Annotated in this window: 13 protein-coding genes; 9 read left to right on the top strand and 4 right to left on the bottom strand. The window is 72.7% G+C overall.

The annotated features are described in order from the left end of the window. Positions 1-99 precede the first annotated feature (99 nt). The 7 genes from PV364_RS39035 to PV364_RS39005 all read left to right on the top strand — a co-directional run bounded on the left by PV364_RS39035 (position 100) and on the right by PV364_RS39005 (position 12,197). Complete coding sequence (locus tag PV364_RS39035; protein WP_319665692.1) at positions 100-1,500, top strand: ABC transporter substrate-binding protein; 1,401 nt, start codon at positions 100-102, stop codon at positions 1,498-1,500. Between the two features lie 10 nt (positions 1,501-1,510). Next, a complete protein-coding gene (locus PV364_RS39030) occupies positions 1,511-2,860 on the top strand; it encodes a sugar ABC transporter permease (protein WP_319665691.1) in 1,350 nt (449 codons plus the stop codon). Then, positions 2,857-3,786 carry a carbohydrate ABC transporter permease gene (locus PV364_RS39025; protein ID WP_319665690.1) on the top strand — a complete coding sequence of 310 codons (930 nt, stop codon included), beginning with the start codon at positions 2,857-2,859 and terminating at the stop codon, positions 3,784-3,786. Before PV364_RS39030 ends, PV364_RS39025 begins: the two co-directional genes overlap by 4 nt. A gap of 121 nt (positions 3,787-3,907) precedes the next feature. Then, the gene (locus PV364_RS39020; RefSeq protein WP_319665689.1) at positions 3,908-6,220 is read left to right on the top strand and encodes a bifunctional glycosyltransferase family 2 protein/CDP-glycerol:glycerophosphate glycerophosphotransferase; all 2,313 of its coding nucleotides are present in this window, start codon (positions 3,908-3,910) and stop codon (positions 6,218-6,220) included. Positions 6,221-6,332: 112 nt separating this feature from the next. Further along, positions 6,333-9,944, top strand: a complete 3,612-nt coding sequence (locus PV364_RS39015; RefSeq protein ID WP_319665688.1) for a CDP-glycerol glycerophosphotransferase family protein — start codon at positions 6,333-6,335, stop codon at positions 9,942-9,944. Positions 9,945-10,041: 97 nt separating this feature from the next. Beyond that, entirely contained in the window at positions 10,042-10,197 is a 156-nt protein-coding gene (locus tag PV364_RS39010; RefSeq protein ID WP_319665687.1) for a hypothetical protein, read from the top strand. 473 nt (positions 10,198-10,670) lie between these two features. Further along, complete coding sequence (locus PV364_RS39005; protein ID WP_319665686.1) at positions 10,671-12,197, top strand: hypothetical protein; 1,527 nt, start codon at positions 10,671-10,673, stop codon at positions 12,195-12,197. 78 nt (positions 12,198-12,275) lie between these two features. On the opposite strand, the gene PV364_RS39000 is transcribed toward PV364_RS39005, so the two are convergent. Next, on the bottom strand, positions 12,276-17,261 hold the full coding sequence (locus PV364_RS39000) for an NAD-glutamate dehydrogenase (protein ID WP_319665685.1): 4,986 nt from the start codon (positions 17,259-17,261) through the stop codon (positions 12,276-12,278). Between the two features lie 250 nt (positions 17,262-17,511). Between PV364_RS39000 and PV364_RS38995 the strand changes: the two genes are divergently transcribed. Then, positions 17,512-18,078 (top strand): DJ-1/PfpI family protein, encoded by a 567-nt coding sequence (locus PV364_RS38995; protein WP_319665684.1) that lies wholly within the window; start codon positions 17,512-17,514, stop codon positions 18,076-18,078. Positions 18,079-18,113: 35 nt separating this feature from the next. Here PV364_RS38995 and PV364_RS38990 read toward each other — a convergent pair whose 3' ends face one another. Then, positions 18,114-18,767, bottom strand: a complete 654-nt coding sequence (locus PV364_RS38990; protein ID WP_319665683.1) for an HAD family hydrolase — start codon at positions 18,765-18,767, stop codon at positions 18,114-18,116. A gap of 149 nt (positions 18,768-18,916) precedes the next feature. Next, positions 18,917-19,423, bottom strand: a complete 507-nt coding sequence (locus PV364_RS38985) for a DUF6912 family protein (RefSeq protein WP_319665682.1) — start codon at positions 19,421-19,423, stop codon at positions 18,917-18,919. A gap of 137 nt (positions 19,424-19,560) precedes the next feature. Here PV364_RS38985 and PV364_RS38980 point away from each other — a divergent pair, with 137 nt between their 5' ends. Next, positions 19,561-19,962, top strand: coding sequence for an Rv3235 family protein (locus PV364_RS38980; protein ID WP_319665681.1), 402 nt, complete (start codon positions 19,561-19,563; stop codon positions 19,960-19,962). Between the two features lie 78 nt (positions 19,963-20,040). Here PV364_RS38980 and secA read toward each other — a convergent pair whose 3' ends face one another. Continuing rightward, positions 20,041-22,836 (bottom strand): preprotein translocase subunit SecA, encoded by a 2,796-nt coding sequence (gene secA / locus PV364_RS38975; RefSeq protein WP_319665680.1) that lies wholly within the window; start codon positions 22,834-22,836, stop codon positions 20,041-20,043. Between the last annotated feature and the right edge of the window lie 4 nt (positions 22,837-22,840).

Genomic DNA, 22,840 nt, shown 5'->3' with positions numbered 1-22,840 from the left:
AGCGGATGACGCGGGGACGGGACGCCCGGCGCAGCTGCCTCGGCCAACCGGCGGGCTGCCACCGCGGCGTGCTTCCGCGCTGAGGGGATGGGCAGGCAGATGCGGACATCCAGCAGGCGCACGCGAGGTACGCGCAGGGCCGTCGTCGCCGCGGTGGCGGCGGCCGCCCTGGCACTGACAGCGGCCGGTTGCGGCGGCAGCGACGACGACAACGGCGGCACCGGTGACAACGGAGCGGCGTCGCCCAGCGGTTCGGGCGGCGGGAACGGCGGCGTGGCGCTGCCGGACCTCAAGGGGCAGAGCCTCGAGGTCGCCGCGGTGTGGACCGGCCCCGAGCAGAAGAACTTCCAGAAGGTCATCGACGAGTTCGGCAAGCGCACCGGCGCCAAGGTCACGTTCGTGCCGACCGGTGACAACGTCTCCACCTTCCTCGGTACCAAGATCGAGGGCGGTCAGCCGCCGGACGTGGCGTTCCTGCCGCAGGTCGGCGTGTTGCGGCAGTTCGCGCAGAAGGGCTGGCTCAAGCCGCTCGGCCCCGAGGCGCAGGCCCAGCTGGACAAGAACTTCACGCAGGGCTGGAAGGACCTCGGCGCGTACGAGGGCAAGCAGTACGGCGTCTACGCCAAGGCCGCCAACAAGTCGCTGGTCTGGTACAACACCGCCGCCTTCGACAACGCCGGCATCTCCGCTCCTCCCGCCACCTGGGACGACTTCCTCAAGACCGCGGAGACGATCTTCGAGTCGGGCACGCCGCCGGTATCGGTGGGCGGGGCCGACGGCTGGACCCTCACCGACTGGTTCGAGAACATCTACCTCTCCCAGGCCGGGCCCGAGAAGTACGACCAGCTCGCCGAGCACAAGATCAAGTGGACGGACCCCTCGGTCAAGGAGGCGCTCACCACCCTCGGCGGGCTCTTCGGCAAGAAGGACCTCATCGCCGGCGGCCAGAGCGGCGCCCTGCAGACCGACTTCCCCAAGTCGGTGACGCAGACCTTCACCGGCAACCCGCCGAAGGCCGCGATGGTCTACGAGGGCGACTTCGTGGGCGCGTTCATCGGCGACAACACCAAGGCGAAGGTCGGCGAGGACGCCAAGGTCTTCCCCTTCCCGGCGGTCGGTTCCGGCAAGGCGCCGGTGGTCAGCGGCGGTGACGTGGGCGTCGTCCTGAAGGACTCCAAGGGCGCGCAGGCGCTGGTCACCTTCCTCGCCTCCACGGACGCGGCCGGGGTGTGGGCGTCCTCGGGCGGCTTCGTGTCGCCGAACAAGTCCCTGGACCTGTCGGTGTACCCGGACGAGGTCTCGCGCTCCATCGCCAAGGGCCTGGTGTCGGCGGGCGACGACTTCCGCTTCGACATGTCCGACCAGGCCCCGGCGGCCTTCGGCGGCACCGCGGGCAAGGGCGAGTGGAAGGACCTCCAGGACTTCCTGAAGAACCCCTCGGACGTGGCGGGCGCGCAGGCCAGGCTCGAAGCGGACGCCGCCAAGGCGTACGCCGGCTGAGGCGGCCGCGATGGCGACGGCGGCGACCGTGCAGGGTCCGGCCGCCCCGGGCGGCGTGCCCGCGGCGCGGCGCAAGGGCGTGACGGGCACCCGGCGCTGGGTGGCGGCGGTCTTCCTGCTGCCCGCGCTGGTGCTGCTGGGGGCGCTGGTGGTGTACCCGATCGCGTACACGCTCTGGCGCAGCCTCTTCGACAAGGCGGGATCGGGCTTCGTCGGGCTGGAGAACTACGGCTCGGTCTTCAGCGACGACAGCACCCTGACCGCGCTGCGCAACACCGCGGTCTGGGTGGTCGTGGCGCCGGTCCTGGCCACGGCGCTCGGCCTGGTCTTCGCGGTGCTGACCGAACGGGTGAGCTGGGGCACCGCCTTCAAGCTGGTCGTCTTCATGCCGATGGCGATCTCGATGCTGGCGGCCGGGATCATCTTCCGGCTGGTGTACGAGCAGGACCCGGCGCGCGGCGCGGCGAACGCGGTCGTCGTCGGCGTCCACGACACCTTCGCCGACTCCTCCGCCTACCCCGGGGCCAGACCCCGCCCGGGCGGGGAGCTGGCGGCCTCGGGCGGCGGCTCGTACACCACGCAGCAGGCGGCGCGGCAGGGCACGGCGGTCGCGCTGCCGCTGATCGGCATCCCGGCGGCCGAGCTCCCCGCGGGGACGGGCGCCGCCCGGCAGGCGGCCGCCGGGCCCGGGGTGACCGGCACGGTGTGGCTGGACTTCAAGCCGGGCGGCGGAGGCACGGCGGGCGCCGTCGACGCCGGGGAGAAGGCGCTGAAGGGCGTGCGGGTCGAGGCCGTGAAGGACGGCCGGGTGGTCGCTTCCGCGACGTCCGGCGCGGACGGCACCTTCGCGCTCCCGGCGTCCGCGGCCGGCGCCCGACTGCGGCTGCCCGCCTCGAACTTCGCGCAGCCGTACAACGGCATCGACTGGCTCGGCCCGACGCTGGTGACGCCCGCCATCATCGGTGCCTACCTGTGGATGTGGGCGGGCTTCGCGATGGTGCTGATCGCCGCGGGGCTCGCCGGGGTGCCGCGCGAGCTGATGGAGGCGGCGCGGATCGACGGCGCCAACGAGTGGCAGGTGTTCCGCCGGATCACCGTGCCGTTGCTGGCTCCGGTGCTGGTCGTGGTGGTCGTCACGCTGATGATCAACGTGATGAAGATCTTCGACCTGGTCTACATCATCGCGCCCAGCACCTCGCAGGACGACGCCAACGTCCTGGCGCTGCAACTGTTCCTGTCGTCCTTCGGGGGCGGCAACAACCAGGGCGTCGGCAGCGCGATCGGCGTCATCCTGCTGCTCCTGGTCGTCCCGGTCATGGTGTTCAACATCCGCCGTCTGCGCAGGGAGGCCCGCCGATGACGACCGTCGCAGGCACAGCGGAACCCGCCGGACCGGCCCGGCCCGCCGGCCCGGAGACCGCGGGCAGGGCCGCCAGGGCCCCGCTCGCCGCGCGCCTGGTGGAGCGGGCCGGCGCCGGCGTGCTGCGCGTGTTCCTCGTGCTGGTCGCGCTGTTCTGGCTGATGCCGACCGTGGGGCTGCTGATCTCCTCGTTCCGCGGACCGGTGGACATCGGCGCCACGGGCTGGTGGAAGGTGTTCACCGCGCCCTCGCAGCTGACCGCCGCCAACTACCGCGAGCTGCTGGGCAACGACGCCGTCACCTCGTCGCTGCTGAACACCGCGCTCATCACGGTGCCGGCCACCTTGCTGGTGGTGGTCATCGGCTCGCTGGCGGGCTACGCCTTCGCCTGGATGGAGTTCCCGGGCCGGGACTGGCTGTTCCTGCTGGTGGTCGGGCTGCTGGTGGTGCCGGTGCAGATCGCGCTGGTCCCGGTGGCCAAACTCTTCGGTGACATCGGGATCTTCGGCGACATCATCGGCGTCGTCCTGTTCCACACCGGCTTCGGCCTGCCGTTCGCGATCTTCCTGCTGCGCAACTTCTTCGCGGAGATCCCGCGGGAGCTGCTGGAGGCCGCGCGGCTGGACGGGGCGGGCGAGCTGCGGCTGTTCGCGCGGGTGATCATGCCGCTGGGCGGTCCGGCGATCGCCTCGCTCGGCATCTTCCAGTTCCTGTGGGTGTGGAACGACATGCTGGTGGCGCTGATCTTCTCCAACGCCGACTCGCAGCCCATCACCGTCGCACTGCAGCAGCAGGTCAGGCAGTTCGGCAACAACATCGACATCCTGGCGCCGGGCGCCTTCGTGTCGATGGTGGTCCCGCTGGTCGTCTTCTTCGCCTTCCAGCGGCAGTTCGTCTCCGGCGTCATGGCGGGCGCCGTGAAGTAGGCGCGCGGGGCAGGGCCGGGGCCGGGCAACACTCCGTGGCCGGAACGGTCGCCGGACGCGGCACGCCCGTCAGGATATAACGGGCATAAGCCGCGTACGTCGATCCTACGGATGTGCTGCCTTGCCCCGGTTCAGCGTCATCGTGCCCGTCCACAAGGTGCAGGCCTATCTGCACGAGTGCCTGGAGTCGGTGCTCGGGCAGAGCTTCACCGACGTCGAGCTGATCGCCGTCGACGACCGCTCCCCCGACGGCTGCGGCGCGGTCGTCGAGTCCTACGCGGCCCGCGACCACCGGGTCACCGCCGTGCACCTGGCCGAGAACGTGGGCCCCGGGCGGGCCCGCAACGCCGGCATCGCCCACGCCACCGGCGACTACCTGCTCTTCCTCGACGGCGACGACACCCTCACCCCCGGCACGCTGCGGGCCGTGGCCGACCGGCTGGCCGAGACCGCCGAACCCGACGTGCTGGTCTTCGACCACGCCCGCACGTACTGGGACGGCCGCGTCGTCCGCGGCCGCCACGCCGGCCCGCTCTCCCACGCCGGGCCGCCGCCCGGTCCCCTCGCCGACCGGCCCGGTCTGCTGCGCCTGCTGCCGGTGGCGTGGAACAAGGCCTACCGGCGGGAGTTCGTCCAGCGGCGCGGCCTGTCCTTCCCGCCCGGCTGGTACGAGGACGTGCCCTTCACGTACCCCGCGCTGCTCGGCGCCGGCAGCGTCGCCGTGCTGGACCGGGTCTGCGTGCACGACCGGCAGCGCCGCCACGGCAGCGTCCCGCGCACCACCAGCACCCGCCACTTCGACGTCTTCGAGCAGTACGAGCGGCTCTTCGCCTTCCTCGACCGCCACCCCGCGCACGACCCGTGGCGGCCCGCGCTCTTCCGGCGGATGGCCGACCACCTGCTGCTGATCTACAACAGCGCCGACCGGCTGCCCCGTTCGTCGCGCGCCGCCTATTTCAAGCGCTGCGGTCTGCTCCTGCGCCGGCTGCGGCCCCCGGAGGCCGGCCGCCCCGGGCGCGGCGGCGAGCCCCGGCGGCTGCTGGTGCGGCTCGGCGCCCGCCACGTCTTCGACGCGGTGCGGGCCGCGGGCGCGCTGCGCGGGCGGCTGCGCGCGCTGGCCGGGGCCGCCCGTCTCACCGTCCGCACGGCGGCCCTGCGGGCGCACTACCGCCTGCAGCGGCGGCGGCCCCTGGACCCGCGGTCGGCCGTCTTCGCCGCCGACCGGTACGGCGGCTACGCCTGCAACCCCGCCGCCCTGGAGACCGCCGTCCGCGGCCTCGCCCCGCACCTGCGCACGGCCTGGATCACCACCGAGGAGCACGCCGGAACGCTGCCGCCCGGGGTGCGCCGCCTCCAGCCGGACTCGCCCGCGTACTGGACGGCGCTGGCCCGGGCCACGTACCTGGTCAACAACGTCAACTTCCCGCACGCGTACGTCAAGCGCCCCGGCCAGGTGAACCTGCACACCCACCAGGGCACCCCGCTCGGCCACATGGGACTGGACGTGCACGGCGACCCCGCCGCCTCGGCCGGCCGGGACTTCGCGCGCATGCTCGCCCACACCGACCGCTGGGACTACTGCCTGTCCGCCAACCCGCACTCCTCGGTGGTCTGGGAGCGCGCCTACCCGGCCGGCTACGTCACCCTGGAGTACGGCCAGCCCCGCAACGACGTGCTGCTCCGGGCCTCCGCGGACGACGTGCTGCGGCTGCGCGCCGCCCTCGGGCTGCCCGAGGGCGTCACGGCCCTGCTGTACGCCCCGGCCCACCGCGACCACCGGCACGGCTTCCGCCCGCCCGCCGACCCGGCCCGGCTGGGCCGGGAACTCGGCCCGGGATTCATGATCCTGTACCGGGCACCGCGCGAGCACCCGGACCGCGGATGCGCGGCCGGCCTCCCCGAGGACCTGCCGGGCAACGTGCTCGACGTCTCCGCGCATCGGAGCGTGCAGGAGCTGTGCCTGGCATCCGACGGGCTGATCACCGACTACGCGTCCCTGATGTTCGACTACGCCGTCCTGGACCGGCCGGTGGTCGTGCACGCCGAGGACTGGACGGCGTACCGGATCGCGCGCGGCGCCTATCTCGACATCACCGCGGAGCCGCCGGGGCTGGTCGCCGGGTCCGGGGACGAACTTCTCGACATCCTGCGCACCGGCGCCTGGCGCGGCCCGCTGTCCACCCGGCTGCGCGCCGCCTTCCGGGAGCGCTACTGCCCGTGGGACGACGGGCAGGCCGCCGAGCGGGTCGTGCGCCGGGTCTTCCTGGGCGAGCCGGGCGGCCTGCCCCCGATCGCTCCCGCGCGGGGCCGCCGCCCGGCCCCCGCCCCGGACCGGGCCCATGAGCAGGTCCGGGCGCAGGCCCGGGCGCAGGCCTGCGCGCAGGAGCCCGGCGGGGTGTACGACCAGACCCGCGACCCGGCGCCCGGCGCCTGACGTCCCCGGCGGTTCACCCGTTCGACTCAGAGGAGGTGACCGACGCGGCCGGGGCGAGTTGAACTCCTCGTCCCCGCACACCGCCCGTACCCGGAAAGGGTGACGTCAGCCGATGGCCCCGCGCACGCCCCGCCTCACCGTCGTCGTCCCGGTCCACAACGTCGAGGCGCACGTGGCGGAGTGCCTTGCCTCGGTGGCCGCGCAGACCCTCGACGCGCTCGACGTGGTGGTCGTGGACGACGGTTCCACGGACGCCGGCGCCGAGATCGCGCGCTCCTTCGCCGACCGCGACCCCCGCTTCCGGCTGGTCCGCCAGGAAGCCGCGGGCCTGGGCCACGCCCGCAACACCGGTGTCCGGCACGCCGATCCGGCCACCTCCTACCTCGCCTTCCTCGACGGCGACGACGTCCTGCCGCCGCGCGCGTACGAGACGCTGGTGCGGATGCTGGACGCCTCCAGCTCGGACTTCGCCACCGGCAACGCCTGGCGGCTCACCGAGGACGGCCGCGAAGAGGCCTGGCCGCGGCGCGACACGAGCCGCACCGTGCCGCGCACCCATGTCACCCGGGACCCGGCGCTGCTCTCCGACCGGGCCGCCTGGAACAAGGTCTTCCGGCGTGACTTCTGGGAGCGGCACCACCTCGCCTTCCCCGAGGACCTGCAGTACGAGGACGCCCCGCTCACCCTTCGCGCGCACTTCCTCGCCGAGGCCGTGGACGTCCTGCACGACCACGTCCACTACCGGCGGGTCCACGAGGGTTCGGCCGCCGGGCGGCGCACCGAGGTGCGAGGCGTGGGGGGCGCGCGCGGCGCGGCGGACCGTGTCGCGGCCGTCGACTCGGTCAGCCGCTTCCTCGCCGACCCGGCGCACCCCGCCCGGGGCGCGTACAAGCGCGCCTACGACCGCTCGGTGCTCACCGACGACCTGCAGGACCTCGTCGAGGCGCTGCCGATCGCGGGACCGGAGTACCGGCGGGTGTTCATGGAGCGCTGCCGGGACTTCCTCAGCCGTGCCGACCCCGGCGTCTTCCCCGAACTCCCCGTCGCGCAGCGGATCATCTGGCACCTGGTCGCCAAGGACCGGCTCGACGACCTCGTCGCGTTCCTGGAACACCAGCGCGCCAATCCGTCCGGGTTCACGGTCGCCGGGCCGCCGCTGCGCAAGCGCGCGGTGGTCGCCGCCGCGGACGGCACCCCGATGGCACTGCCCCCCTCCGTGGCGCGGCTGCGCCGCGCCGACCTGTCCGTGCACGCCGAGGTCGCCGAAGTGTCCCGGGAGAACGGCCGGCTGGTGCTGCGCGGCCACGCCTACCTGCGCAACATCGACGCCGGGCAGCCCGGCGACGCCCACATCACCGCCGTCGCGCTCAGCGGGCGGCGGCGCCGGGTCAAGGTCCTGCTGCTGCCGGTGCGCATCCACCAGGAACCGGCCGCGACCGTCGGCTCCCGCCAGGAGGAACACTGCTACGACTGGTCGGGCTTCGAGATCACCGTCGACCCGGCACGGCTGCGGCCCGGCAGGTGGCGGATCGCGGTGGTCGTCGCCGCGCGAGGTGTCATCCGCACGGCGGGACTGCGCGCCGCGGACTGCGGTTCCGGTGCCTCCCCGCAGTCGTACCCGGCGGGCGACGGGACCCGGGTGGTGCCGTACCACCGGGCGGGACGGCTGCACCTGTCGGTGGACCCGGTGACCCGGACAGTGGTGGACCACCGGGCGGGCCCCGACCAGACGGTGGAGCTGGACGTCACCGGCGCGCCGGACGCCACCGCGCTGCGCCTGACGCTCGCCTCGACGCGGGCGGTCCTCACGTATCCGGTCCAGGACGCGGACCACGGCGTCCGCCGGGTCCGCGTGCGCCTCGCCGACCTCGGGGACGCCCGGCCCGCGCTGGAACCCGGCCCCCGGCAGATCGCCCCGGAGACCACCGAGACGTGGGAGGCCGTCCTGATGCGGCCGGGCCGCACCGACCCGGTCCATCTCGACGGGGACCTGCCGGCCGGCCACTACCCGCTCGGCACGGACGCCCGGTTCGCCGGTGTCCACCGCGAGCTGCTGGTCGAGGCCGACGCCGCAGGCCGGCTGGTGCTGCGCGACCGCACACCCCAGCCGGTCGTGGACGCCGTCGGCTGGACCGCCGAGGGCGCGCTCGTCCTCACCGGCCGGCTGGCGCCGGACACCCCGCCCGGCCGGGCCGAACTGGTCCTGCGGCACGGCACGTTCAGCGCCGAGCACGCCTTCCCCGTACGCCTGGACAGCGCGGCCGCGTCGCCGGCCCCGGCGGGCCGGGCCCGGCACCGCGAGGGGCGCCGCTTCACCGTGACCGTGCGCCCCGGCCGCATCGAGACCCTCGCCGGGACCGTGCCGCTGGCCGAGGGCCGCTGGGACCTGTGGCTGCGGGCCGGCGGGCACGACGCGCCCGTGCGGGTGGCCCCCGCGGCGTTCGACGCGCTGCCGATGGCGGCGGGCTCCGGCGGCAAGGCGTTCACCGTGGACCGGCACCGGCACGACCGGCTGTTCGTGGAGGCCGGAGCGACCGTGCCGGAGCCGCAGCGCGGCCCCTACCGGCAGCGCGTGCTGCGCGAGACGCACTACCCGCGCACCCGGGGCCTGCCGCGCCGCGACACCGTGCTCTACAGCTCCTTCGACGGCCGCAGCAGCGGCGACTCCCCGCGCGCGGTCCACGAGGAACTGCTGCGCCGCCGCGAGGCCGACCAACTGGAGCACCTGTGGGTGGTGCGGGACGGCCAGGCGGTGCCGCCCGGTACCGCGCGGCCCGTGGTCCTGCACAGCGCCGCCTGGTACGAGGCGCTGGCGCGCAGCCGCTACGTGGTCACCAACACGCACCTGCCGCCGTGGTTCGTCCGCCGCCCCGACCAGCGGGTGCTGCAGACCTGGCACGGCACTCCGGTCAAGCGCACCGGCCGCGACCTGGCCGGCACCCTGTGCGCGGAGCTCGCCCACCTGCCGCGCCCGCCGCGCGACACGGGCCGGCAGTGGAGCGTGCTGCTGTCGCCGAACGCGCACAGCACGGGCGCGCTGCGCACGGCGCTCGCCTTCGACGGGGAGGTCGCCGAGACCGGACTGCCGCGCACCGACGTGCTGTTCGCCGACGACCGCGACAAGATCGCCGCCTCGCTGCGGGACCGGATGGGCATCCCGCGGGGCCGCACCGTGGTGCTCTACGCCCCGACGCGCCGCGACGACCGGGCGTACGACGCCGGCCACTACCGCCGCTCCCCCCACCTGGACCTGGCGGGCGCCGAGGCCGCCCTCGGCAGGGACCACGTGCTGCTGTACCGCTCGCACCCGATGGTCGCCGACCGGCTGCGGCCGGGCCGCTCCGGCTTCGTCCGCGACGTGTCCGCGCACCCCGACGCGGCCGAACTGCTGCTGCTCGCCGACGTGCTGGTCACCGACTACGCCTCGCTCGCCGCGGACTTCGCCAACACCGGCCGCCCGATGCTCTTCCTCGTGCCCGACCTGGAGCACGTCCGCGACACCCTGCGCGGCTTCTACCCCGACTTCGAGGCCCAGGCGCCCGGTCCGCTGCTGCACTCCACCGCCGAGGTCGCCGGCGCGCTGCGCGACCTGGACACCGTGGCACGGCACAGCGCCGACGCGTACGCCCACTTCCGCGCGACCTTCTGCCACCTCGACGACGGCGGGGCCGCCGCCCGCGCCACCGACCGCCTGCTCGGCCTCGGCGGCACCGCACGACGCTGAACGGTCCGTCCGCCGGTCCCCGCGCTCCCCCCGCGCCTGTCGTGGACCCGGTGCCGCCCCAGCCCGTCGCCGGCCCCGGGAACCGCGGGTCGTCGCGGTGCACCACGAGCGCGACCCGGGCGCCGGGCGGTCCCGCGGCACCGACGCCGAACGGGCCACCGGGGAGCCCCTGTTCCTCCTCGACGGCGACGACACCCTGCCCCGGGTCGCCGACGGCGGCCGCACGGCGGCCGCGCCAGGACGGCGCCCCTGACCTCCTCCACCTCGACCATGCGCGCACCTACCGGTGGGACACCGCCGGGAAGAGCCGTGTGCGGGACCTGCCGTCCTCCGCCGGCACCGAGGCCTTCCGGTCACCGAACGCCCGGAGTTCCTGGGGCTGTTCGCGATCGCCTCCCACCGGGTCCACCGCAGGGGCTTGCGCCGGGGGCACGGCTTCGCCTTCGGCGACGGCGTCCGCGAGCGCCCCGGTCCCGTACACGACGGTGCCCACCGCGGAGCGGATCTCCCGCCCGGACCACGTGCTGCCGGAGTACCGGCGGCGCCGCAGCGGGCGGGCACCCGCGCCCCGGCCGCCGCACGGGGAGGCCGCCAGTCGGCCGTAGCCCCTCCCACGAACGGGTGGCCGCACGCGGACACGTCCCCGTACGGACCCGCCGGGGATGCAGCACCGCGTGCCACGATCGAACATCGTGGTGACGAGCTGACGACGGCCGGGAGGGCTGCGTGACCGGCGTTCTGACGACCCAGCGGGACTGGCGCATCCAGACCTACGAGCTGCGCCGGGTGCGGCGCCCCTCGCCGTACCTGATTCTGGGCACCCTGTTCTGGCTGGTGGTGGCCCTGAAGACCTGGGACGCCGTACCGGCCGCCGACTTCGGGCAGCACGCCGCCGCGATCGAGCGGATCGCGGCGGACTGGCGGCACCCGTCCAACCCGCTGCTCGACATGCCCGGCACCGGCAGCCCCTACTTCACCCCGTACACGGTGCTGCTGGGGCTGCTGAGCAAGCTCACCGGCGTGCCGGGCTGGCAGTTGCTGAAGGCCTGCGGCCCGCTCAACCTCGCCCTGGTCGTCACCGGTATCGGCGCCTTCACCCGCACCCTCAGCACCCGCCGCTGGGCGCCGGTCCTGGCACTGGCGGCGTTCGTGCTGCTGTGGGGGCCGGAGCACAAGGAGTGGAGCGGCTTCCTCTCACTGCAGTCGATGACCCGCGGGCTGACCTACCCGAGCGCGTTCGCGATCGGCCTGACCTTCTGGGCGTGGGCGATCACCGCGCGCACCGCGCGGCGCGGCGTCGGCGGGCCATGGCTGCACACCGGGCTCGGACTGCTGCTCGGCGTCATCCTGCTCGTCCACCCGTTCACCGCGATGGGCGCCGTCATCGGCGTGGCCGCCCTGGTGCTCGGCCTGCAGCAGACCCCGATCGTCGCCGGGATCCTGGGCCGCTGGGCGCTGACCGCCGCCGTCGCCTTCGCGGTGGCCGGGTGGTGGCCGTACTTCAGTGTCTCCGCGCTGCTCGGCGACCCGACGGTGGACGGGATCCACCGGCAGCTCTACGGCGACCTGTGGCAGTGGTACGGGCTCGCCCTGGCGGGCCTGCCGGCGCTGCTGTACCGGCTGCGGCTGAACCCGCTGGACCCGCTGGTGCTGATGTTCGCCGGGGACTGCGCGGTGGCCGCGTACGGCTGGTTCAGCGGCGAGTACTCCTACGGGCGGATCTTCGGCCTGCTGCTGGTGCCGCTGCAGTTCGCGCTGGCGGTCGAGCTCGCCGAGGCCCCGCCGTGGACGCTGCTGCGCACGGTGCTGGCACCGCTCGCCGCCGTGGCGGCCTGCGTCGGCCTGGTGGCGCAGGCCGGTGCGATCGTCCCGAAGCGCTACGTACCGCCGGCGGTGCACCTGCAGCGGCTGAACCACTGGCCGAGCTACCAGTGGGCGCAGCGGCACGTGGCGGTCGGCGACGTCGTCCTGACCGACGCCTACGGTCCCTCCCACGTGATGCCGGCCTACGGCGCGTTCCTGGTCGCCCCCACCTGGCCCGACCCGTCGACCACGGCGGCGGAGCGGGGGCGCCGCGCCGCCGACGTCCGCACCTTCCTGGCCCCCACGACCGCGCCGGACCTGCGGCAGGCCATCGCCCGCCGCTACCACGTCCGCTGGATCATGACGGCTCCCAAGGCCCCGGTCCCGCCGGACACCTCCCTGGTCGCCACCGGCCCGCGCACGCACGAACGGCTGTACCGGATCGGGTGACCGGGCGCCGACCGCACGGGAGGGGCCGGGGGATCTCCCCCGGCCCCTCCCGTTGTGCCGCGGCCCTCGCGGGGACCGTCAGTGGTGCGTGCGCAGCAGCGTGCGGAAGGTCCGCATCGCCACCGACAGGTTCGCCAGGTCGAACGCCTCCGACCCCTGGATCTCGTCCAGGGTGGTGCGGGCCCGGGCGACCAGGGCGCCCCTGGCCTCCTCCCACTTCTTGAACCGCTGCTCCGGGGTGGAGGAGCCGTTGCCCACCGAGAGCACGTCCGCCGTCAGCGCGGCGTGCGCGGCGAACAGGTCCTCACGGATGGAGGCACGGGCCATCGACTGCCAGCGGTCGGCGCGCGGCAGCTCGATGATGCGGTCCAGCAGCTGGGTGATCTGCAGGCGGTCGGCCAGGTCGTAGTAGACCTCGGCCACCGCCAGCGGGTCCTTGCCGCTGCGGTCGGCGACGTCCACGATGTCCAGCGCCGGGAAGGCGGAGGAGAACCCGGCCACCTTGGTGGCCAGTTCCTCCGGGACGCCCGCGCCGGTCAGCTCGTCGTGGATCGACTGGTACCACTCCAGGTCCGCGCCGCGCAGCAGCTTGGGCAGCTCGGCCCAGACCCGGGTGACCCCGTCGTGGAAGAACTCGATGGTCTCGGCGATCCGCAGCGGCTGCGGCCGGTTGTTGAGCAGCCAGCGCGAGGCCCGCTCCACCAGCCGCCGCGAGTGGAGCCGCACGCGGGTCTGGACATCGGCCGGCACGACGTTGTCGAGCGCCTCGACGTCGTCCCAGATCCGGCTCAGCCCGAAGATCGCGCGGGCCGCGGTGTGCGCCCGGACGATCTCCTCGCTGGTGGCGCCGGTCTCCTCCTTGAAGCGGTGGAGGAAGGTGCTGCCACCGGTGTTGACGGTGTCGTTGACCAGCACCGTCGTGATGATCTCGCGGCGCAGCGCGTGGGCGTCGATCTGCGCGGAGAAGCGCTCGCCCAGCGCCTTCGGGAAGTACGCGTCCAGCAGCCGCCGCAGATACGGGTCGTCCGGCAGGTCGGTGGCGAGCAGTTCCTCCGCGGCGGTGATCTTGGTGTAGGCCAGCAGGACGGCGAGCTCCGGCTGGGTCAGCCCCTGGCCGGCGGCCAGCCGCTCGCGGATCTGCCGGTCCGTGGGCAGGAACTCCAGCGCCCGGTCCAGCATGCCGTCGCGCACCAGCCGGCGGATGAAGCGCTGGTGGGCGTGGAGCAGACTGGGGGCCTGCGCCATGCTGTTGGCCAGCGCGACGTTCTGCGCGTAGTTGTTGCGCAGCACCAGGGAACCGACCTCGTCGGTCATCTCGGCCAGCAGGGTGTTGCGCTGCTTGACCGTCATGTCGCCCTCGGCGACGACCGCGTTGAGCAGGATCTTGATGTTGACCTCGTGGTCGGAGGCGTCCACCCCGGCGCTGTTGTCGATGGCGTCGGTGTTGACCCGGCCCCCGGCCAGGGCGAACTCGATGCGGCCGAGCTGGGTCAGGCCCAGGTTGCCGCCCTCGCCGATGACCTTGGCGCGCACCTCGGCGCCGTTCACGCGGATGGCGTCGTTGGCCTTGTCGCCGACGTCCAGGTGCGACTCGGCGGACGACTTGACGTAGGTGCCGATACCGCCGTTCCACAGCAGGTCCACCGGGGCCTTGAGGATCGCCTTCATCAGGTCGGCCGGGGTCATCTTCGCCACCGGCTGCTCGATGCCGAGCGCCTTGCGGATCTGCGGGGTGATCGTGATCGCCTTGGCGCTGCGCGGGAAGATCCCGCCGCCGTGCGAGATCAGCTTCGCGTCGTACTCCGCCCACGAGGAGCGCGGCAGCTCGAACATCCGGCGGCGCTCGGCGTAGGAGGTCACCGCGTCGGGCTGAGGGTCGATGAAGATGTGCCGGTGGTCGAAGGCGGCGACCAGCCGGATGTGCTCGCTGAGCAGCATGCCGTTGCCGAAGACGTCACCGGACATGTCGCCGACGCCGACGACCGTGAAGTCCTCGTTCTGGGTGTCGTGGCCCATCTCGCGGAAGTGCCGCTCGACGGACTCCCACGCGCCGCGGGCGGTGATGCCCATCTTCTTGTGGTCGTAGCCGACCGAGCCGCCGGAGGCGAACGCGTCGCCGAGCCAGAAGCCGTAGGAGTCGGCGACCTCGTTGGCGATGTCGGAGAACGACGCGGTGCCCTTGTCGGCCGCGACCACCAGGTAGGTGTCGTCGCCGTCGTGGCGCACCACGTCGGCGGGCGGCACGACCTGGCCGCCCACCAGGTTGTCGGTGATGTCGAGCAGGCCGGAGATGAAGGTCTTGTACGAGGCGATGCCCTCGGCCAGCCACGCGTCGCGGTCGGCCGCGGGGTCGGGCAGCCGCTTGCCGACGAAGCCGCCCTTGGCGCCGACCGGCACGATGACGGTGTTCTTCACCATCTGCGCCTTGACCAGGCCGAGCACCTCGGTGCGGAAGTCCTCGCGCCGGTCGGACCAGCGCAGGCCGCCGCGGGCGACCTTGCCGAAGCGCAGGTGCACGCCCTCCACCCGCGGGGAGTAGACCCAGATCTCGTACGCCGGGCGCGGCGCGGGCAGGTCCGGGATCGCCTGCGGGTCGAACTTCATCGACAGGTAGGCGTGCGGCCTGCCGCCCTCGGCGCGCTGGAAGTAGTTGGTGCGCAGCGTCGCCTTGATCAGGGTGAGGAAGGAACGCAGGATGCGGTCCTCGTCCAGGCTCGCGACCTGCTCCAGGGCGGCGTCCACCTCCTCCAGCAGCGCGTCGGTCAGCTCGCTGCCGGCCCGCTGGTGGTCCGGGGAGAGCCGCGCCTGGAAGAGGTTGACCAGCAGCCGGGTGGTGTGGACGTTGTTGCGGAGGGTGTCCTCCATGTAGTCCTGCGAGAAGGCCGTGCCGGCCTGCCGCAGGTACTTGGCGTAGGCGCGCAGCACCATCGCCTGCCGCCAGCTCAGACCGGCGCTCAGCACCAGCGAGTTGAAGCCGTCGTTCTCGGCCTGACCGGTCCAGGTCGCGGTGAAGGCGTCCTGGAAGCGCTCGCGGGCGTCGTCCCCGAGGTCGCCGAGCTTGGGGTCGATCCGCAGCCCGAAGTCGTAGATCCAGGCGCGTCCCGCGCCCTCCTCGCCGGCCTGCGACGAGGAGGACGTGCGGCGCAGCTCGTAGGGGCGCTCGTCGGTGACCTCGACGCCCAGCCGCTGCAGCGCCGGCAGCACGGCGGACAGCGAGACCGGCGCACCGGTGCGGTAGATCTTGAAGCGGCGCTCGCCGGGGGCGGCACCGACCGGCTCGTACAGGCTGAGGCAGAAGTCCTCGCCGTTGAGCCGCTCCAGGTGCTGCAGGTCGGCGACGGCGGCACGCGGGGTGAAGTCGGCGCGGTAGCCGTCGGGGAAGGCGTGCGCGTAGCGGCGGTTCATCTCGGCGGCGCGTTCCTCGCCGCACTCGGCGTTCAGCGCCTCGGCGAAGCCGTCGGCCCAGGAACGCACGGCCTCGGTCAGCCGGGCCTCGATCCGCTCGACGTCGCCGTCGCTCAGCTGCGGCAGCCGCGTGCCGGGGGCGACCCGGACCACGAAGTGCAGCCGGGAGAGCACCGATTCGGTGCTCCAGGCGGTGAAGTCGACCGTGACGCCGTTCAGTTCCTCCTTGAGGATGTCCGTCAGCCGCAGCCGGACCGCCGTGGTGAAGCGGTCGCGCGGCATGTAGACCAGCGCGGACAGGTAGCGCCCGTACTCGTCCTGCCGCAGGAACAGCCGCAGCCGGCGGCGCTCCTGCAGGTACAGCACGCTGGTGACGGTCTCGCGCAGTTCGTCCGGCGAGGTCTGGAACAGCTCGTCGCGCGGGTAGGTCTCCAGGATCTGCAGCAGGTCGCGGCCGTCGTGGCTGTCCGGCGAGACGCCGGCGCCCTCCAGCACCTCGGCGACCTTGCGGCGGATCACCGGGACCCGGCGCACCGACTCGGTGTACGCGGCCGAGGAGAACAGGCCGAGGAAGCGGCGCTCGCCGATGACGTTGCCGTCGGCGTCGAACTTCTTCACGCCGATGTAGTCCAGGTACGACGGCCGGTGCACGGTGGCCCGGCTGTTCGCCTTGGTGATGATCAGCAGCCGCTGCTCACGGGCCTTCTTGCGGGCGTCGACGGGCAGCCGGTTGAACGACGGCGACACCGGGTGGGCGTTGTGGCGGCCCTCGGCGTCGTGGTGGTGCGGGTCGGAGCGCAGGATGCCGAGCCCGGTGCCGGGCACCGCGGTGAGCACGTCCTCCTGGCCCTCGGGGGTGCTCTCCGTGGTGAGCGCGTACTCCCGGTAGCCGATGAAGGTGAAGTGGTCGTCCGACAGCCAGCGCAGCAGCTCCCAGGCCTCGCCGACCTCCTGCTCGGGCAGCGGCGGCGGGGTCGCGGCCAGCTCGTCGGCGATGCGCAGCGCGCCGTCGCGCATCTTCTGCCAGTCCTCGACGGCCTCACGGACGTCGGACAGCACGCGGCGCAGGTCGGCGCCGATCTGCTTGAGGTCCTCGCGGTCGGTCTCGCGGTCGATCTCGACGTGGATCCAGGACTCGGTCAGCACGTCGTGCGGCAGCTGGGCGCCGTCGCCGGGGACGGCCTCCAGCACCTCCAGCAGGTTGCCGGTCAGGTCGCGGCGGACCAGCATCTGCGGGTGGACGACCACGTGGATCGCGCGGTCCTGCCGGGACAGCTCATTGGTGACGGAGTCGACGAGGAAGGGCATGTCGTCGGTGACCACCTCGACGACGGTGTGGCTGCACGTCCACCCGTTCTCCTCGACCGAGGGCGTGTGCACGCGGACGTTCGCGGTGCCCTGCGGGCGGACCTCGGCGAGGCGGTAGTGGGACAGCGCGGCGCCGTAGACGTCCACCGGGTCGCGGTGGAGCAGGTCCTCGGGGGCGCTGTGCAGGTAGTAGCGCTGCAGGAAGGAGTCCAGCGCCTCCTTCACCGGGCCCTGGCCGTCGCCCGCCCCTGCCGTGCCGGGAGCCGGCGTTCCCCCCGCCGAAGGTCCGGGGCCCACGCGGGCCGCCCGTTCCAGCAGCTCGGCCTTGGCTTCGTCCAGCTTGGTCTGCATGTCCTCATGCTCCCTGTCGCGCGCCGTTGCGTGACGTAGGTCGTGGTGATCGATGGATCAGCGCTGATCACGCTGTAAGGCTATCGCTACGGCCGGGGGGGCTGTCAGGGGCTCTTTGTGTACAAAACCACGAACCAATCTTTGACGAACTGGACAGTCCGGCCGCACGGGTGCAGGTTGAGGAGGTGACCGTACGGAGGTCGTAGCGAGACGTTTACACACGCGACGGGAAGGGACGGGAAACCCGGTCATGGCCACCAAGATCCTGATCGTCACCGGCGACGCTGCCGAGTCGCTCGAAGTCATGTACCCGTACCAGCGACTCCTCGAAGAGGGTTACGAGGTGCACATCGCGGCACCCACCCGCAAGAAGCTCCGGTTCGTCGTGCACGACTTCGAGGAGGGCTTCGACACCTACACCGAGAAGCCGGGCTACACCTGGCAGGCGGACCTGTCCTTCGCCGACGTCGACCCCGGCGCGTACGCGGCCGTCGTCGTCCCCGGCGGGCGCGCCCCCGAGTACCTGCGCAACGACCCCGAGCTGCGCAAGGTGCTCAAGGCCTTCTTCGACGCCGACAAGCCGGTCGCCCAGATCTGCCACGGACCGCTGCTGACGGCCGCGGTGGGCGCCCTCAGCGGCCGCCGGGTCACCGCCTACCCGGCGCTGGAGATGGACATGGAGGCGGCGGGCGCCGGCTTCCAGGACACCGCCGTCGTCGTGGACGGCATGGTGGTCTCCTCGCGGGCCTGGCCGGACCACCCCTCGTGGATGCGGGAGTTCCTGACCGTGCTGCGGTCCAAGGCGCCGGTGACCTGAGGCGGGCGCCGGGTCCGCCCCGGCGGCCGGGGCCCTCAGGCGACCAGGGCCTCGGCCGTCTCCACGGCCTCGACCAGGGTGTCCACGACCGGGACGCCGGCCTTCTCCAGGCTGGCCCGGCTGTGCGAGCCGCCTGTGTACAGCACCGCCAGGGCGCCCACGTGCTGGGCGGCCACCGCGTCGTCGACCGCGTCGCCGATGACCACGACCCGGCCGGCGACTATGCCGTCCATGGCCGCCAGGTGCCGGGCCATCTGCTCGGACTTGCCGGTGTGGCTGCCCTCGGTGCGGCCGTCCACGCGCAGGAAGTGGTTCTCGATGCCGTGCGTGCGCAGGATCGGTATCAGCTGCTCGTGCGGGGCCAGCGAGCACAGGGACTGGGTGAGCCCCTCGTACCGCCGGCGGGCCAGGATCTCCGCGGCGCCCTCCGCGAGGCAGCAGGTGCCGGCCAGGGCCCAGTAGTGGCGATGGAAGATCTCGTCCATCACCTCCCACTCGTCCTCGGTGGGCAGGCGTCCCATCAGCCGCTCGTAGAACCTCGGCACGGGCACGCAGTACAGCTCGCGGTAGCGCTCCAGCGTGATCCGCGGAAGGCCGATCTCGGCGAAGGAGGCATTCGTCGCCTCGATCACCGCGTCGATGTCGTGGAGCAGCGTGCCGTTCCAGTCCCACACCAGATGCGCGTTCACATCCGAAACCGTACCCAGACCCTCCCGGCCCAAGGCAAGTGCCGAGGTCACATACGAAGCCGCATCGTAGACATCGGGTCCCCGGGACACCCCTCCGCGCGGTGCGCGGCACGGGTCACGGTCGCGCGTCACGCGTCACGCGTCACGCGTCACGCGATCAGCGTGGGGATCTCCTGGGTGGCGAACCAGAGCAGTTCGTGGTCCTCGGCTCCGTCGACCGTGAAGCGCGCGTCGTCGTCGCCGGCGTCGGCCGCGCCCAGGGCGTCCGCGGCCGCGGAGATGTCCCGCTCGGCGTCGTCGGCGTCCGCGTGCACGGCGGCGGCGCGCGCCATCGGCACGGGCGCGGACAGGCGGACCGAGCCGAGGGCGGAGGGGTCCAGGGCGCGGTCGGGGTCGAAGGAGACGGCGGCGTCGGCGACGTCCACGGCGAGCACGACACGGCGGCGCGGCGCGTCCGGGGCGAGCGCCAGCTGCCGCAGCGAGCTCTGGGCGGCCCGGGTCAGGGCGGCGTACTCCAGCTCCTCGATGTCGTCGGAGACGTACCACTCGCGCAGGCTCGGGGTGACCGCGAAGGCGTCCAGCGGGGCGGGGCCCAGCTCACCGGCCTTGTGCGCCTCGGCCAGGCCGGGAAGGGTCGTGGGGATGTAGACGCGCATGGCGTCAGCATACGTGCGCGGCACCCCGGATAGGTGAATCCCGGCCCGCCTCCCGCGCCGCCCCCGCCCGGCTTTCCCATCCGGCGGCGCCCCCCGTACAACCCGGTTACCAATCGGTAGACCACGGGGGTCCGCACATGCCTGTCACCACACCGTCACGTAGCGCGATCATTCGCGCACACAACGTCACCGCCCTGCCGCCCCACATCTGGTTCGCCGGACGGCTGCTGGACGTCCTCACCGGACGGCGGCCCGTGGCCGGCCTGGCGGGACGCGTGCGCCCGGAGGCGTACGACCACCTGTGGAACCTGGTGAACACCCGCACCGACTGGGCCTACGTCGCCCGCGGGCACACGCCGCGGCTGCTCAGGAGGCCGCACGTGTCCCCCTCCTCCGACGGCAGGGCCGTCGAGGTCGCCGCCGCCGTCGTCCTCGCCCCGGACATCGTGCGGGCGCTCGCCTTCCGCCTGGAGCGCGACGGAACCCGGCCGGGCGGCGGCCCCGGCTGCTGGCGCTGCACCGCCGTGGAGGCCCGCTGAACGCCGCCGGGGCCGGCCTCCCGAAGGAGACCGGCCCCGGCCGCGCGCGACACCGCGGATGTGCTCCGCGGTCGCCGCCTACTTCTTGCGGCGCCGGCCGCCCTTGGCCGCGCGGCGGCGCTCCGCCCGGGTCAGGCCGTCCGACTCGGGGACGTCGCCGTCACCGTTGTCGAACTCGCCCTGCACGACGCCGCCCTCGCCGTCGACGGTCGGGGCGGAGAAGTGCAGCCGGTCCGCCCGCTTCGGGGCCTCCAGGCCCTTGGCGCGGATCTCCGGACGGGCGTCCTGCTTGACCAGCGTCGGCACCGCGTCCTCGGCACCGGCGTCCACCGGCACCTCCTCGACCTGCTGCTCGACCTGGACCTCCAGGTTGAACAGGTAGCCGACGGACTCCTCCTTGATGCCGTCCATCATGGCCTTGAACATGTCGTAGCCCTCGCGCTGGTACTCCACCAGCGGGTCGCGCTGCGCCATCGCCCGCAGGCCGATGCCCTCCTGCAGGTAGTCCATCTCGTACAGGTGCTCACGCCACTTGCGGTCCAGCACCGACAGCACCACGCGCCGCTCCAGCTCGCGCATGATCTCCGAGCCGAGCTGCTTCTCCCGCGCGTCGTACTGCTCGTGGATGTCGTCCTTGACCATCTCCGCGATGAAGTCCGCGGTGATGCCCGCCCGGTCCCCGGCGGCGTCCTCGAGGTCCTCGACGGTCACCGTGATCGGGTAGAGCTGCTTGAAGGCGCCCCACAGCCGGTCCAGGTCCCAGTCCTCGGCGAAGCCCTCGGCGGTCTCGATCGCGATGTAGTCGTCGATCGTGTCGTCCATGAAGTGACGCACCTGCTCGTGCAGGTCCTCGCCCTCCAGGACGCGGCGGCGCTCGCCGTAGATGACCTCGCGCTGCCGGTTGAGCACCTCGTCGTACTTCAGGACGTTCTTGCGGATCTCGAAGTTCTGCTGCTCGACCTGCGACTGGGCGGAGGCGATGGCACGGGTGACCATCTTGTTCTCGATCGGCACGTCGTCCGGCACGTTCGCCATCGCCATGACGCGCTCCACCATCTGCGCCTTGAACAGGCGCATCAGGTCGTCACCGAGCGAGAGGTAGAAGCGGGACTCGCCCGGGTCGCCCTGACGGCCGCTGCGACCGCGCAGCTGGTTGTCGATGCGCCGCGACTCGTGGCGCTCGGTGCCCAGCACATAGAGGCCGCCGAGCTCCTTGACCTCCTCGAACTCGGCCTTGACCGCCGCCTCGGCGCGCTCCAGCGCCTCCGGCAGGGCCTGCGCCCACTCCTCGACGTGCTCCACCGGGTCCAGGCCGCGCTGGCGCAGCTCCGCCTCGGCGAGGTCGTCGGGGTTGCCGCCGAGCTTGATGTCGGTACCGCGGCCGGCCATGTTGGTGGCCACCGTGACGGCGCCCTTGCGGCCCGCCTGCGCGACGATCGACGCCTCACGCTCGTGCTGCTTGGCGTTGAGCACCTCGTGCGGGACGCCACGCTTGTTCAGCTGCTGCGACAGGTACTCGGACTTCTCCACCGAGGTCGTGCCGACCAGGACCGGCTGGCCCTTCTCGTGCTTCTCGACGATGTCCTCGACGACCGCCGCGAACTTCGCCTCCTCCGTGCGGTAGATCAGGTCCGCGCGGTCCTGACGGCTCACGGGGCGGTTCGTCGGGATCGGGACCACGCCGAGCTTGTAGATCTGGTGGAACTCGGCGGCCTCGGTCATCGCCGTACCGGTCATGCCGGAGAGCTTGTCGTAGAGGCGGAAGAAGTTCTGGAGGGTGATCGTGGCGAGCGTCTGGTTCTCGTCCTTGATCTCCACCCCCTCCTTCGCCTCGATCGCCTGGTGCATGCCCTCGTTGTAGCGGCGGCCGGCGAGGATACGGCCGGTGTGCTCGTCGACGATCATGACTTCGCCGTCCATGACGACGTAGTCCTTGTCCTTCTTGTAGAGCTCCTTGGCCTTGATGGCGTTGTTCAGGTAGCCCACCAGCGGGGTGTTCACCGACTCGTAGAGGTTGTCGATGCCCAGCCAGTCCTCGACCTTCGAGACGCCGCTCTCGTGGATCGCGACGGTGCGCTTCTTCTCGTCGAAGTCGTAGTCACCGGTCTCCGCCTTGCCCATGCTGCCGGCCTCGCCCGGCTTCAGGCGGGTGACCAGGCGCGCGAAGTCCGAGTACCACTTGGTGGCCTGGTCCGCCGGGCCCGAGATGATCAGCGGGGTACGGGCCTCGTCGATGAGGATCGAGTCCACCTCGTCCACCACCGCGAAGTAATGACCGCGTTGCACCAGTTCGTCCTTCGACCACGCCATGTTGTCGCGCAGGTAGTCGAAACCGAACTCGTTGTTGGTGCCGTACGTGATGTCGCAGGCGTACTGCTCCCGGCGCTGCCCCGGGTTCATGTTCGCCAGGATGCAGCCGACCTTCAGGCCCAGGAAGCGGTGCACCCGGCCCATCCACTCCGAGTCGCGCTCGGCGAGGTAGTCGTTGGTGGTGATCAGGTGCACGCCCTTGCCGGACAGCGCGTTCAGATACGTCGGCAGCGTGCCGACCAGGGTCTTTCCTTCGCCGGTGCGCATCTCGGCGACGTAGCCGAGGTGCAGGGCGGCGCCGCCCATCAGCTGGACGTCGTAGTGGCGCTGCCCCAGGACGCGCTTGGCGGCCTCGCGGACGGTGGCGAACGCCTCGGGGAGCAGGTCGTCCAGGCTCTCGCCGTCGGCGTAGCGCTGCTTGTACTCGTCCGTGAGGGCCCGCAGCTCGGCGTCCGTCAGGTTGACGAAGTCCTCTTCAATGGAATTGACCTGGTCCGCGATGCGGTGCAGCTTGCGCAGGATCTTGCCTTCGCCTGCACGCAGGATCTTGTTGAGGACGGACACGTAG

The organism is Streptomyces sp. MI02-7b, assembly GCF_033793585.1.
Classification (GTDB): domain Bacteria; phylum Actinomycetota; class Actinomycetes; order Streptomycetales; family Streptomycetaceae; genus Actinacidiphila.
This window is presented reverse-complemented; position numbering and strand designations above follow the sequence as displayed.

Coding starts and splice junctions, on each gene's coding strand:
- PV364_RS39025 (WP_319665690.1), top strand. CDS start 2,857: ATGACGACCGTCGCAGGCACAGCGGAACCCGCCGGACCGGCCCGGCCC.
- PV364_RS39000 (WP_319665685.1), bottom strand. CDS start 17,261: ATGCAGACCAAGCTGGACGAAGCCAAGGCCGAGCTGCTGGAACGGGCG.
- PV364_RS38985 (WP_319665682.1), bottom strand. CDS start 19,423: ATGCGCGTCTACATCCCCACGACCCTTCCCGGCCTGGCCGAGGCGCAC.
- PV364_RS39015 (WP_319665688.1), top strand. CDS start 6,333: ATGGCCCCGCGCACGCCCCGCCTCACCGTCGTCGTCCCGGTCCACAAC.
- PV364_RS38980 (WP_319665681.1), top strand. CDS start 19,561: ATGCCTGTCACCACACCGTCACGTAGCGCGATCATTCGCGCACACAAC.
- PV364_RS39030 (WP_319665691.1), top strand. CDS start 1,511: ATGGCGACGGCGGCGACCGTGCAGGGTCCGGCCGCCCCGGGCGGCGTG.
- PV364_RS38995 (WP_319665684.1), top strand. CDS start 17,512: ATGGCCACCAAGATCCTGATCGTCACCGGCGACGCTGCCGAGTCGCTC.
- PV364_RS39035 (WP_319665692.1), top strand. CDS start 100: ATGCGGACATCCAGCAGGCGCACGCGAGGTACGCGCAGGGCCGTCGTC.